The organism is Belnapia sp. F-4-1 (assembly GCF_000802185.1).
GTDB lineage: Bacteria > Pseudomonadota > Alphaproteobacteria > Acetobacterales > Acetobacteraceae > Belnapia.
In genome coordinates this window covers 4,976,270-4,988,481 of record NZ_KN676113.1, presented here as the reverse complement: position 1 = coordinate 4,988,481, position 12,212 = coordinate 4,976,270, and the positions used below count along the sequence as shown (strand labels likewise).

Sequence of the window (12,212 nt, the reverse complement as noted above, 5' to 3'; positions counted from 1 at the left end):
AACCTTCAAGAGTAACGACTGCAACTGCTCATGGGAACGCGCCGCTGGACTGTGGCGGCATGGTGAACGGCGCCTGGGAAGCCGTGCCGCGATTTGAGCGGTGTCGGGGTGGGCGGGTCGATGAAGCCGGCCTCTCGGCAATCAAGATGGCCCAGGCGTCCCCTCGCCGGTCGACGCTGCCGGCAACGATGAAGGGCGGATGGGCCTGGGACGCGCGATGCTGGTCGGGCATGTAGTCCCGCACCACACGCCGGCCCACCTCCTCCATGCGGTCGGCGACGCCGGCCTGTTGCTGAATGGCCTTCTCGCCTTGATACCAGGTCGAGAGCTTCGACATCGTCAGACCACCGTTCATGGACGCTCTCCCCTTCGGGTCGGGCGCGGCGAATGGCGCGTCCGGGCACGCGCCGTCACGCGGCGGCCGTGAGACCGGCCGGCGTCACGGCGAAGGGGAGGAAGCCCGGCAGAGCCTCGATCCGGCGAAGGAAGGCGTTGACCCGGTGGTAGCCCGACAGGTCGACATTGCCTTCGGGCGCACGCGCGACGTAGCTGTAGAGCGCGACATCGGCGATGGTGGGGTGCTCGCCGACCAGCCAGTCGCGGCCGGCCAGGTGAGCCTCCAGGCGGCGCAGCATCGTGTGCGCCCGGCCGATCACCTCCTCGGACCGGAAACTGGCACCGAACACGGTGACGAGGCGCGCGGCGGCCGGACCGTAGGCGAGTTCGCCGGCCGCCACCGACAGCCAGCGCTGCACGGCGGCCGCGCCCTTGGGATCCTCGGGCAGCCAGTCGGTCCGCTCGAACTTGCGGGCAATGTAGACGAGGATCGCGTTCGAGTCCGGGACGACTGTGCCGTCGTCGTCGAGCACAGGCACCTGCCCGAACGGGTTGAGGGCAAGGAACTCCGGCGTTTTGTGCGCGCCCGCCTTCAGGTCGACCTCGATTGCCTCGTGCGGGACGCCGAGCAGCGAGAGGAACAGCCGCGCCCGGTGCGCATGCCCGGAGAGGGGGTGATGATAGAGCTTCATGGTCGCCTTCCTGGCACCCTGGCCGGGACCGGTCCCGAGCCGCATGGGAAAGGTGGTGCCAAGGAGCAGTGAGGAGAATCTCCGCTGCGGACAGTTCATTGTTGTCCAGATTGGAATAATCAACTGCTGAGGGCGCCGGTCCTCACTTGGTGGACGAGTGCTGCGTCCTCCGCGAACCTGCTCCAGCCCCGCAGGCGTCGAACATGGCATGGCCATCCCAGGCAGTCCGGCGAGCCGCGAGCGCGGCGAAGGCCATGCCTCGGCATGGGCGCTCTGCCGCAGCGCTCAGCAGGACCCCGATGCCATCTTGAAGACAAGCGTTCGAGCGCCCCCACGAGGTCCGTATGGTTGGGACCTTTTGTGAAACGAGGAGGGATGTGCTTGGGTACGGATGGGAGGTACGAAACCATGCCGGATGCCGACGCCAAGAATTTGAAAACGCAGCATTCAGGTGCCGCAGTTGAGAACATCGAGGTCTCGGTCGCCGACGGGGTCTGTACCGTGGTGATCGCGCGGCCGGAAAAGAAGAATTCGCTTACGCGGACCATGTATGCCGGCCTTGCCTCGGCGATCGAGGAGAGTGCCGCCAACCCCGACGTACGTTGCCTCCTGCTGACCGGCGCGGGCGAGGTGTTCTGCGCCGGGAACGACATCGGCGAGTTCCAGAATCGCGCGCCGGAGGACCCGAATGCCCCGCCGCCAAGCAAGCGCTTCTATTATGGGCTGGCGAATTACGAGAAGCCGATCGTCGCCGCGGTGCCGGGCCTCGCCATCGGCATCGGCTGCACCATGCTGATGCATTGCGACATCGTCTATGCGGCGCCCGAGGCGCGCTTCCGCATGCCCTTCGTCGATCTCGGCCTGGTGCCGGAGCTCGGCTCCTCGATGATCGTGCCCTGGATGGTGGGGCGGCAGAAGGCGGCGGAGCTGATGCTGCTCGGCGAGTTCTTCGGCGCCGAGGCGGCGAAGGAGATGGGCTTCGTCAACCGCATCATGGAGCGCGCCGAGTTGCTGCCGAATGCGCGGGCGACGGCGGCGGTGCTGGCGGCGAAGCCGCCGGAGGCGATGCGGCTGACGCGGCGGCTGCTGCGGCAGCACCATGCCATCCTGCTCGAGCGGATGGAGGAGGAGAGGAATATCCTCGCCGCGCAGCTCAGGACCGCCGAAACCCAGGCGATCATGGCCAATGTGCTGAAGCCGAAGCGCTGAAGGAGGAGCCGCGCATGTCCCTCGTCGAATCCCTCAAGGGCCGGCTCTCGCTGCCGCTCATCGGCTCGCCGCTCTTCATCATCTCGGTGCCCGACCTCGTCGTCGCGCAATGCACGGCGGGGATCATCGGCGCGATGCCCTCGCTCAATGCGCGGCCGGCGGAGCAGTTCGAGGAATGGGTGATCGAGATCAAGGAGCGGCTCGCGGCGCATGACGCGCGGCACCCGGACCGGCCGGCGGCGCCCTTCGCCATCAACCTCATCGTGCACAAGTCGAACGACCGGCTGGAGCATGACCTCGCCATCTGCGTGAAGCACAAGGTGCCGTTGATCATCACCTCGCTCGGCGCGCGGCCGGAGGTGAACCAGGCGGTGCATTCCTATGGCGGCCATGTGCTGCACGATGTAATCAACCAGCGCTTCGCCCATAGCGCGGTCGACAAGGGGGCGGACGGGCTGGTGCTGGTCTGCGCCGGGGCGGGCGGGCATGCGGGGGCGCTCTCGCCCTTCGGCTTCGTGCAGGAAACGCGGGCTTGGTTCGACGGGCCGATCGCGCTCTCGGGCGCCATCGCCAATGGGCGGAGCGTGCTGGCCGCCGAGGCGCTGGGCGCCGACTTCGCCTATGCGGGCAGCGCCTTCATCGCGACAAAGGAGGCGCGGGCGCAGCCGGAGCAGCAGCAGATGATGCTGGAGTGCGGGGCGGAGGACATCGTCTACACCAACCTCATCACCGGCGTGCACGGCAACTACATGAAGCCGAGCCTGCTGCGCGCGGGGCTCGACCCGGACAACCTGCCGGAGAGCGACCCGAGCAAGATGGATTTCAGCTCCGACCGCAAGAAGCGCTGGAAGGACATCTGGGGTGCCGGGCAGGGGATCGGCGCGGTGAAGGCGGTGGAGCCGGCGGGCGATGTGGTGGCGCGCTGGCGGCGGGAGTACCACGCGGCGCGGGCAAGGCTCGGGGCCGGGTGCCCGTTGATCAATCCCGCCTGGGAGGCCGTGATGGAGGCGGCGGCGGCCGAGTAGGGCCGCCGCCCGCCGCGCCTCAGTCCATCGCCGCATGCGCCGGGTCGGGCGCTGCGGCCTTGGGCGGGCGCTTCATCAGCGGCAGCAGGAGGAGCATTGCCAACGCCAGGATCATCAGCAGCCAGTAGTCGTCGGCATAGGCGATGATGCTGGCCTGGCGCGTGATCTCCTGGTTCAGCAGCGCGGCGCCAGGGATGGTGGATGGGTCCCACCAGCGATGCACCGCGGGCATGTCGAAGACCCGGTTCAGAGGCGAGACGTGCATCGCCAGGTCCGCATGCACGATCTGGGTGTTGCGCGTCAGCATCGCCGCCATCGCCGAGATGCCGATGGCGCTGCCGAGGTTTCGCAGCAGGCTGATGAGCGAGGTGCCGTCGGTACGCATCGCCGGGTCGAGGGTTGCGAAGGCGACGAGGTTCAGCGGGATGAAGACGAAGCCTAAACCCACGCCCTGCAGGATCGTCGCCGTCACCAGCGTCCACATCGAGACGTCGGGCGTCCAGCCGGTCATCTCCCAAAGCGTCCAGGCAAGGATCAGCACGCCCATGGCCATCACCTTGCGCGGGTCGAAGCGGCTGGCGAGCCGCCCGGCGATGAACATCGCGGCCATGGTGCCGAGGCCGCGAGGGGCCATCGCCAGGCCGGCTGTGAAGACGGGGTAGTTGCCGAGCGTCTGGAGATAGGGTGCGAGAAGCGCCGAGGTGGCGAAGAGGATGACGCCGACCGCGAACATGATGCCGAGCCCAGCGGCGAAGTTGCGGTCGCGGAAGATGCGCGGCGGAATGAAGGGCCGCTCGGCTGTCGCCATGTGGACGAGGAAGAGGTAGAGGCCGAGCCCGGCGAGCACCGCTTCCACGATGATCTCGGTGGAGCCGAACCAGTTCAGCAGCTCGCCGCGGTCGAGCATGATCTGCAGCGCGCCGACGCCGAGCGCGAGCACGCCGAAGCCGAACCAGTCGAAGCGGCGGCCGGATTGCGTCTCTCCTTTCGGCAGGAAGAACAGCAGGCCGAGCAGGGCGAGGATGCCGAAGGGCAAGTTGACGTAGAAGACCCAGCGCCAGTTGAGGTTCTCGGTCAGGTAGCCGCCGAGGGTGGGGCCGAGGATCGGGCCGACCATCACGCCCATACCCCAGATCGCCATGGCGGAGCCGCGCTGCTCGGGCGGGTAGATGTCGAGCATGGTGGACTGGCTGAGCGGCACCAGCGCCGCGCCGAAGGCGCCTTGCAGCAGGCGGAAGATCACCATCTGGTCGAGCGACTGCGCCGCGCCGCAGGCCACGGAGGCGAGGGTGAAGCCGCCAACCGAGGCGAGGAAGACCGCGCGCCGGCCGAAGCGGGTGACGAGGAAGCCGACCGGCGCGGTCAGGATGGCGGCCGCGGTGATGTAGCTGGTCAGCACCCAGGTGATCTGGTCGGAGGTCGCGGCCAGCCCGCCCTGCATGTAGGGCAGGGCGACATTGGCGATGGTGCCGTCCAGCGCCTGCATCAGCGTCGCCACCATGGCGCAGACGGTGATGATGCCGCGATGCGGCACCGTTTGCTCGCTCATTGTCTGTTCCTGCCCTTGCCGGTGCCGTTCCGCGGCTCAGCCGCGGAAGGCGGGACCGAAGCATCGGGCGTGAGGGAAGATCCGAGGCCCCCGCGGCACCGCGCAAGCGGCGTCGTGGGGAAAACTAGAAGATGTCCGAGAGGTGCCGCTCGTGGCCGGTGTCGATCGAGACGATGGCGCTCATCCCCGAGCGCAGCGGCGGCGCATCGGCCGGCTGCTCGACGCGGATGCGCACCGGGATGCGCTGCACCACCTTTACCCAGTTGCCGGAGGCGTTCTGCGCCGGCAGCACGCTGAAGGTGGAGCCCGAGGCGGGGCTGATGCTCTCGACCACCGCCTTCCAGGTGATGCCGGGATAGGTGTCGATGGTGACGGTCGCCGCATCGCCCGGCTTCACATGGGTGAGGTCGGTCTCCTTCGGCAGCGCGTCCACCCAGACATGGTCGGAGGAGACGAGGGCGAAGGCGGGCGATGCGGCGGCGAGGTACTGGCCGGGCTGCAAGGTCGAGACTTGCGTCACGACGCCCGCATAGGGCGCGCGAAAGGTGGTGTGGTCGAGTTGGCGTTGCGCCTCGGCGAGGCGGGCAGCGGCTTCGAGGTAGTCGGGGTGCTGCTCGGCCGGCTGGTCAGGCCTGCCGCCGAGCCTGGCCAGCTGGACCCGGGCCTGGGCGCGGAGCGATTCGAGCTGCTGCTGCGCTTGCAGCAACCCGTAGCGCGCTTGGTCATAGGCGGAGCGGGTGACGGCGCCGCTGTTCACGATCTGCGCGGCGCGGTCGAAGGTGGCCTGGGCGAGGGCGACGGCGGCCTCCTGCGCCGCGGCATCGCGCAGCAGTCGTTGATAATCGGCCTGCATCGCCTCGAGGCTCAGCGCGGTCTGCTGGAGCTGGGCGCGCGCCTGGTCGAGGGCGTGGCGGAAGGGCGAGGCGTCGAGCTGGACCAGGACTTGGCCCTGCGTCACCCGGTCGCCCTCATGCACGTCGATGCGCTGGACGATGCCGGAGACGTCGGTGGCCAGCATCAGCCGGTCGGCCTGGACATAGGCGTCGTCGGTGCCGGCATAGCGGCCTCCGTTCAGCCAGAACAGCCCGGAACCGGCGACGACTGCAAGGACGCCGCCGAGCATCAGCGCCGGGCGCAGCCAGCGGCGACGCTTCGGCGGGGCGGGTGCGACCCCGGTCTCGGGCTTTTCGACGCGGATCGAACCTTCGGGCATGGGACCACTCTCAGGCAGCGAAGTCGGCGTCTGTCTCGCCGGCCAGCAGGTTGGATTTCATCAGCAGCAGGGCGTCGCGCACCGCGGCGCGCTGGGCCTCGGGCATGTTACGGGTGGTGGTCGCGTCGAAGGCGGCCTTGGCCTCGTCGATCTCGGCCAGCACCGGCGCCGCCTCGGGCCGCAGGTGCAGGCGCCACACGCGGCGGTCGCTCGGGTCGGCGCGGCGCTCGATCAGGTGGCGGGCGGCAAGGCGATCGACCAGACGGCCGACGGTGATCGGCTCGACCTCCAGCAGCTCGGCCAGTTCGCGCTGGGTCAGGCCGTCATGCCGGCGGAGGCGGACCAGGATCACCCATTGCGCTCGGGTCATGCCATGCGCGCGGGCGACGCGGTCCGCCATGGTGCGGATCAGCCGCGCCACGTCGGTCAGCAGGAGAAGCAGGTCGTCGTTCGGCAGGGTCGTCACGCCGATGAATATAAGCAGCGTTATTATCAGCTGCATCAGGATCAGCGGTCACGTCGCCGTGCCTCAGGGCATCAATATTCCAGCTCGTAGGAGAGGCCGATGCGGTCGCCGGCGGGGCCGGTGGCGGTCTGGCCCTCGACTTTGATGCGCGGGGTGATCTCCACCTGCACGCCGACGCCGGTCTGGCCCCCGCTGGTCCCCTGGCGGACGCCGAGGAAGACGCCGGGTGCGACGTAGCGCCCGGCCTCCACAGTCGCGCCGGTGGCATTGCCCTGGGCGCCGCTGACGCCGAGGCGGTCGAGGCCCAGCGCGCTGCGGACGCGGTCCAGCGGCCCGCCGCCAGAGCCGCCGATCCCGGTGAGCTGGGCAACGGCGGCGGCGATCTGGGCGATCTCGAAGGGCGACAGGTTGCTGGTTGATCGGCCGAACAGCAGGCGGGCCAGCACCTCGTCCTGCGGCAGCTCCGGCGTGGAGGTGAAGCCGATCTTCGGCGCGTTGGCCGGGCCGGTGACGGTCACGGTGATGGTCGTGGTGCTGGCGGTCGCCTCCGCCGCCATGTCGAGCTGCGGGACGAAGGTACCGGCGTTGAAGCCGATCGTGCCGCGCTTGAAGGTCAGCGTGCGGGTCAGGATGTTGAGCGTGCCCCGCACCAGGTTGAGGCTGCCGGAGGGGACCGGGGCGGCGACGGTGCCGCCGACATCGATGGCGCCGCCCATCTCCACCTCGAGGCCGCGCCCACGGATGAAGACGCGACGCGCCGTCACCTTCACCGCGAGGTTCAGCGGCGGGGCGGCCGAGGTGGCCGGGCCGGCCTTCGCCGGCGGCTCGGGCGGGATGACGCCCGGCGGCAGGCGGCCGCGCTGGCGGACATTGGTGAGGGTCGGGACGCTGGCGGGCAGCTTCTCCGGCACGCGCAGCTCCGCCTGCTCGATCCGCACCTCGCCGGCAACGGTGCCGCCGCCGGTAATCGGGCCCCGCACCGTGATGTCGGCGCCGATGGTCGCCGTGCCGAGGTCGGAGGCGACGGGGCGGGCGTTGCGGGCGGTGATGACGAGGTCGGCGGGCAGGCCTGCGGCGCCGGCATCGATGCTGCCGCGGATGCCGATGGTGCCGTTGCCGAGGGTCTTGCCCTCGAGCCGCTCGATCACGAGGCGGGTACCCTCGCCGGTGATGATGCCGCCTATGTCCGAGAGGCGGACGCCGGTGGTCGCGTTGCGGTAGTCGCCGCCGCTGAGGGTCGCACGGCCGCCGAGGCGGGGAGTGCCGATACTGCCTTCGGCCCGGAGCGCCAGGGCCAGGCGGCCGGCGACGCGGTCGGCGCCGGCGGCGAGGAAGGGGCCGGCGAGGGGGGCGAGGTTCAGCGATCCGTCGAGGCTGGCGGCCAGCGGGGAGTCGGGGTCGAAGCCGCGCGGCAGGCGGGCGGTGGCGGTGACGGTGCCGGCGGGGCCGGCGGCGATCTCGGCGCGGGCCTCGGTGACGGTGCCGATCATGCTGCCTTCGGCGCGGAGGGTGACGGGCGGCAGGCCGCGGGCCCAATCGGCCCCGGCGCCGAGGCCGGTGCCACTGAGGCGGGCGCGGATCTCGGGCTTCGCGGTCGGGCCGGTGGCGCGGACATCGCCGGTGATCATCCCCCGCGGCTTGATGTCGGGGGCGAAGCGCTCGGCCAGCGCGAGCGGCAGCGCGGCGATGGTAATGCCGAGATCAGCCCGCTCAGGCCCCCAGCGGCCGGCGGCCTGGACGCGGCCGCCATTCCCGATGGCGAGCGCCAGGTTGGCGATGTCGATGCCGCCATCGGCGCCGTAGGTGATGCGGGCCGGGGTGGCGAGGCGGAGGGTCTCGCCCTGGGCCTCGGCCTGGAGGGCGGCCAGGTCGAGGCGGTAGGCGCCATTCGTCTCCGTGACGCGGCCGCGGCCGGAAAGTTCGCCCTGGGTCGCCTTGCCGCGCAGGGTCCAGTCGAGGGCGGCGGGGGTGCCGGCGACGGTGGCGGCGAGGTTGCCCTGCTGCCCGGCATAGGCGAGGCGGGGGGCGTCGAGCTTCAGGTCGAAACCTTGAATGCCGTCGCGGGGCTCCAGCTGCGCGTCGAGGGTGATGCGGCCGGCGAGGCCGGCGAGGCCGGCGAGGCGGCCGAGAGGGGCGAGGTCGGGCGCCTCAAGCCGGGCGGTGCCGGCGAAGAGCTTCGCCGCCGGGTCGAGGCGGCCGGTGGCGGTGAACTGGGCGGGGCCGAGGCGGGCCTCGGCGGCTTCGATCTCGACCGCCTGGCCGTCCGGGCGGCCGCGGAAGTCTAGGGTGACGGGCTGGCCGTCAAGCGTCGCGCGGAGCTGGGCGGTGCCGCGCGGGGCGGAGACGGGGGTGGCGATTTGGGCGTCGAGGGCCAGACCTTCCAGCACCCGCCCGGCGGCGGCGATGCGGCCGGAGCGGGCGGCGAGGGTGAGGTCGGGGTCGGCGAGCTTGCCGGTCGCCTGGACGGTCGCCTCCAGCGCGCCTTCGGAGCCGGCGCCGAGCACCTCCAGCCGGGGGAGGGAAAGGGTGGCGTCGAGGGCGATGGGCTCGGCGAGGTTGCCCTTCGCGGTGAGGCGGCCATTGGCGGCGTCGAGCGTCGCATCGAAGGCGGGGCCGGGAAGGGCCGCGTTGAGGGCGAGGCGTGGGGCGGGGCCGAGCACGGCATCGGCCTGGGCCACGCCGGTCGCCAGCGTTTCGGGCGTGGCGGTGAGGGCGATGGCGGGCTTCGCTATGGTGCCGGTGACATGGGCCTCGGCGGCAAGGCCCTGCCAGGCGAGGCCGGCGGGCAGCAACGGGCCGAAGCGGGCGCTCTCCGCGAGCGCGAGGTCTAGGCGGAGGTCGAGCGCCTCGCTGCCGAGATGGGCGGTCCCGGTGGCGGCGAGGCGACCGGCGGGCAGGGTCAGCTCCAGCTTGCGCAGGGCGAGGCGCCGGTCGGGCGGCAGGTCGGCATCGAGGGCGAAGGCGAGGGGGATCGCCAGTGGGCGGACAGTCTCGGGCAGGAGGGGGCCGGCGCGGGCCTCGCCTTGCATGGTGGCGCCGTAGGCGCCCTCGGGCGTGGCGCGGATCGTGCCGGTCGTGGTGAGCGCGACTTGCGGGCCAAGGCCGGCCTTCAGGTCGAGGGCCGCGCCGGAGGCGGGGCCGTCGAGCGTCAGGGCAAGGTGGAGGGGAGCGTCGCCCCAGCCGCCCTCGGGAGGTGGGATGAAGCCGGCGATGAGGCCGCCGGGGGCTTCGTCCAGCGTCAGGCGGGCGGCGAGGCGGTCCGCGCCCGGGGTGAGGGCGAGGGTCAGCGCCGCCGTCAGCGGGGCGTCGAGGCGCTTGAGGTCGAGGCGGGCGGTGAGGTCGCCGGCGGCGAGGCGCGCCTCGCCATCGAGCGCGAAGGCGGCGGCCTGCCCGAGGACGGGCTGGGCCAGCTCAAGGCGCCCGATGGCGAGGCGGTTCAGCTCCACCGCGACCGGGAGCTGCGGGAGGTGGGGAAGGACGGTGTCGGAGGCAGGCCGCGGCTCGGCGGGCGCCGTCTCGCCGCCGGCGGGGAGGCGGGCGAGGGCGATGCGGGCGGCCTCGATCCGCTCGACGCGGAGGGTGCGGGAAAGCAGCGCCTTCAGGTCGAGGTCGATGCGGCCGTCGTCGAGGACGACCCATTCGCCCTCGGCATCGGCATAGGCGAGGCGCGTGAAGCCGAGATGGCCGGGCAACGGGCCGCGGAGCCCTTCGACATGCAGGCCGGGGACGAAGCCCTCCGCCTGGCGGGCGAGGAAGGCGCTGCCGCCCTCGGTGTTGATCCAGGCAAGCGCACCGATCACCGCGACCGCCGGCAGGAGGATGAGCAGCGCCAGCGCGCCGAGGAGCCATTTCAACCAGCGCATGGTCAGAAGGCCTGGCCGATGCCGACATAGAGGCCGTAGCCGGAGGAGCGCGGCTCCCGCACCACCGGCACGGCGACGTCGGCACGGATCGGCCCGATGGGGGTATAGTAGCGGAGGCCGAGGCCGGCGCCGACGCGGAGGTTCGAGGTGTCGGGGATCGAGCCGGTGCCGACCGTGCCGGCATCGACGAAGGCGACGGCGCCGATATCGCCCCAGACCTTCTGCCGCCATTCCACGCTGGTCTCGAGCAGGCTGGCGCCGCCGGTCGGGCGGCCCTGCTCGTCGCGGGGCCCGATCGACTGGTAGTCGAAGCCGCGGACCGAGCCGCCGCCGCCGGCATAGTAGCGGATATGGCGCGGCACGCTGTCCCGGTTGGCGCCGAGCAGCGAACCGAGGGTCCCACGCACCGCGAGGATGCTGCGACGGTCGGCGAAGACATCCCAGTAGGTGCTGGCTGTCACCCGGGTCGGCGCGAAGGGCTGCGCGTCGCGGATGCTGTAGGAGGGGCTGACGGTGCCTTCCAGCCGGTAGCCCCTCGATGGGTCGAGCAGGCTGTCGGTGCCGTCGTAGCGGCCGCCGAAGAGCACGCCGACGATCTGGTAGGGGCTCAACTTGCCGTCGGGCGGGCCGGAGGAGCCGAGATCGGCGGCCGGGCCGGCGCGGACCGTGAATCGCTCGGACAGGCGACGCTCGAAGAGCAGCGAGGCTGTGATGGCATCGCGGTCATAGGCCTCCAGCCGCTCGCGCAGCGCGCCGATGCTGGCGACCAGCGTCAGGTCGCGGCCGAAGACGCCGGGGCTCGTATAGGTGACGCCGGTCCGGTAGGTCATCTGGCTGAGCGCGCCGCCGGTGCCGATGCGGGCCAGCTCGCCCTCGACGCGCAGCCGCTCCGCTCCGCCGAACAGGTTGCGGTGCTCCCAGTAGACCCGGACAGAGGGGCCATAATTCGTCTCATAAGCGGCGGTAATGCCGAGCGCATGGCGGGCGCGCTCGGCGACGGTGAAGGTGGTGGGCAGGCGGCCCTCGGCATCCAGCCGCTCGGCGGCGCGGACGCGGACGGAGCCGAAGGGGCCGAGCGCCATCAGCTCGCGCCGGGCGCGCTCCAGCCGGTCGGGGCTGTAGGTTTCGCCGGTGATGCGGCCGGCCTGGCGGCGGAGGAAACCGGCATCGACGCGAACGGCGCCCTCGACCTGCGGCGGGGCGAAGGTGGCGAGAGGGCCGGGGGCGAAGCGCCAGGCGATTTCCATCGTCTTGGCGCCATGGTCCACCACCGTCTCGCGCCCGGCCATGGTGGCGAGTGGGTGGCCGGCCTCCAGCAGGCGGTCGAGCAGGGTGCGTTCGGCGGCGAGCACGGGCTCGGCGCGGGCGACATCGCCGGGGGCAAGGCCGAAGGGCCTCGCTGTCGCGGCGTCGAGGGCGGGCTGGTCGCGCGGCTCCGTCGCCCGGATGGCGATGGTGCGGATGCGGTAGGGCTCGCCCTTCTCGACCGTGATGCGGATGGGGACGGGCTTCTCCGCCGGGGCGTCGAGGCGGGCGGGGAGGTTGGGGTCCGCAAGCGGCAAGCCGGCGATGCTGACCTGGGTGCTGCCGCCCCAATAGCCCTCGGATTGCAGGGCCTGCTGGAGGCGCTCGCGGTCGCCCTGGGCGCGGCCGATCACCCCGCCGGCGCTGGTCGGCGCCGACTCCCGAAGTGCCGCGAGCTGGGAAACGGCGGCAAGGGAGGCATCCAGGCTGGAGTCGCCGCTCGGCGCGATCTCCACCGTGTAGGGGAGGACCGCCGGGTCCGGCTCCTGTGCTCCCGCCACGGGCGCAAGCAGCAGGGCAAGAATGATCGGGATGCGGCGCAATCGATACAGCAC

9 protein-coding genes are annotated in these 12,212 nt (G+C 71.6%); 2 read left to right on the top strand and 7 right to left on the bottom strand.

The window, feature by feature from the left end; all coding sequences use genetic code 11:
* Positions 1 to 28: 28 nt before the first annotated feature.
* Together LH62_RS23490 and LH62_RS23485 are read right to left on the bottom strand one after the other, a co-directional pair.
* Complete coding sequence (locus LH62_RS23490) at positions 29 to 355, bottom strand: hypothetical protein (protein ID WP_043364556.1); 327 nt, start codon at positions 353 to 355, stop codon at positions 29 to 31.
* Positions 356 to 410: 55 nt separating this feature from the next.
* Positions 411 to 1,028, bottom strand: a complete 618-nt coding sequence (locus tag LH62_RS23485) for a glutathione S-transferase family protein (RefSeq protein WP_043364555.1) — start codon at positions 1,026 to 1,028, stop codon at positions 411 to 413.
* A 408-nt stretch (positions 1,029 to 1,436) separates the two neighbouring features.
* On the opposite strand from LH62_RS23485, the gene LH62_RS23480 reads away from it, so the two are divergent.
* Together LH62_RS23480 and LH62_RS23475 are read left to right on the top strand one after the other, a co-directional pair.
* Positions 1,437 to 2,237 (top strand): enoyl-CoA hydratase-related protein, encoded by an 801-nt coding sequence (locus LH62_RS23480; RefSeq protein ID WP_052214856.1) that lies wholly within the window; start codon positions 1,437 to 1,439, stop codon positions 2,235 to 2,237.
* 14 nt (positions 2,238 to 2,251) lie between these two features.
* The gene (locus LH62_RS23475; RefSeq protein ID WP_052214855.1) at positions 2,252 to 3,262 is read left to right on the top strand and encodes a nitronate monooxygenase family protein; all 1,011 of its coding nucleotides are present in this window, start codon (positions 2,252 to 2,254) and stop codon (positions 3,260 to 3,262) included.
* A gap of 19 nt (positions 3,263 to 3,281) precedes the next feature.
* Here LH62_RS23475 and LH62_RS23470 read toward each other — a convergent pair whose 3' ends face one another.
* From LH62_RS23470 to LH62_RS23450, 5 genes are all read right to left on the bottom strand, one after another.
* A complete protein-coding gene (locus tag LH62_RS23470; RefSeq protein WP_043364554.1) occupies positions 3,282 to 4,811 on the bottom strand; it encodes a DHA2 family efflux MFS transporter permease subunit in 1,530 nt (509 codons plus the stop codon).
* A gap of 124 nt (positions 4,812 to 4,935) precedes the next feature.
* Positions 4,936 to 6,024 (bottom strand): HlyD family secretion protein, encoded by a 1,089-nt coding sequence (locus LH62_RS23465; protein ID WP_052214854.1) that lies wholly within the window; start codon positions 6,022 to 6,024, stop codon positions 4,936 to 4,938.
* Between the two features lie 10 nt (positions 6,025 to 6,034).
* Complete coding sequence (locus LH62_RS23460) at positions 6,035 to 6,526, bottom strand: MarR family winged helix-turn-helix transcriptional regulator (RefSeq protein WP_052214853.1); 492 nt, start codon at positions 6,524 to 6,526, stop codon at positions 6,035 to 6,037.
* Between the two features lie 35 nt (positions 6,527 to 6,561).
* Positions 6,562 to 10,353: a translocation/assembly module TamB domain-containing protein gene (locus LH62_RS32545; protein ID WP_043364552.1), complete on the bottom strand. Its 3,792-nt coding sequence runs from the start codon at positions 10,351 to 10,353 to the stop codon at positions 6,562 to 6,564.
* Between the two features lie 2 nt (positions 10,354 to 10,355).
* Positions 10,356 to 12,212 carry an autotransporter assembly complex family protein gene (locus tag LH62_RS23450; RefSeq protein ID WP_144404614.1) on the bottom strand — a complete coding sequence of 619 codons (1,857 nt, stop codon included), beginning with the start codon at positions 12,210 to 12,212 and terminating at the stop codon, positions 10,356 to 10,358.

Coding starts and splice junctions, on each gene's coding strand:
- LH62_RS23475 (WP_052214855.1), top strand. CDS start 2,252: ATGTCCCTCGTCGAATCCCTCAAGGGCCGGCTCTCGCTGCCGCTCATC.
- LH62_RS23470 (WP_043364554.1), bottom strand. CDS start 4,811: ATGAGCGAGCAAACGGTGCCGCATCGCGGCATCATCACCGTCTGCGCC.
- LH62_RS32545 (WP_043364552.1), bottom strand. CDS start 10,353: ATGCGCTGGTTGAAATGGCTCCTCGGCGCGCTGGCGCTGCTCATCCTC.
- LH62_RS23465 (WP_052214854.1), bottom strand. CDS start 6,024: ATGCCCGAAGGTTCGATCCGCGTCGAAAAGCCCGAGACCGGGGTCGCA.
- LH62_RS23480 (WP_052214856.1), top strand. CDS start 1,437: ATGCCGGATGCCGACGCCAAGAATTTGAAAACGCAGCATTCAGGTGCC.
- LH62_RS23485 (WP_043364555.1), bottom strand. CDS start 1,028: ATGAAGCTCTATCATCACCCCCTCTCCGGGCATGCGCACCGGGCGCGG.
- LH62_RS23490 (WP_043364556.1), bottom strand. CDS start 355: ATGAACGGTGGTCTGACGATGTCGAAGCTCTCGACCTGGTATCAAGGC.
- LH62_RS23460 (WP_052214853.1), bottom strand. CDS start 6,526: ATGCAGCTGATAATAACGCTGCTTATATTCATCGGCGTGACGACCCTG.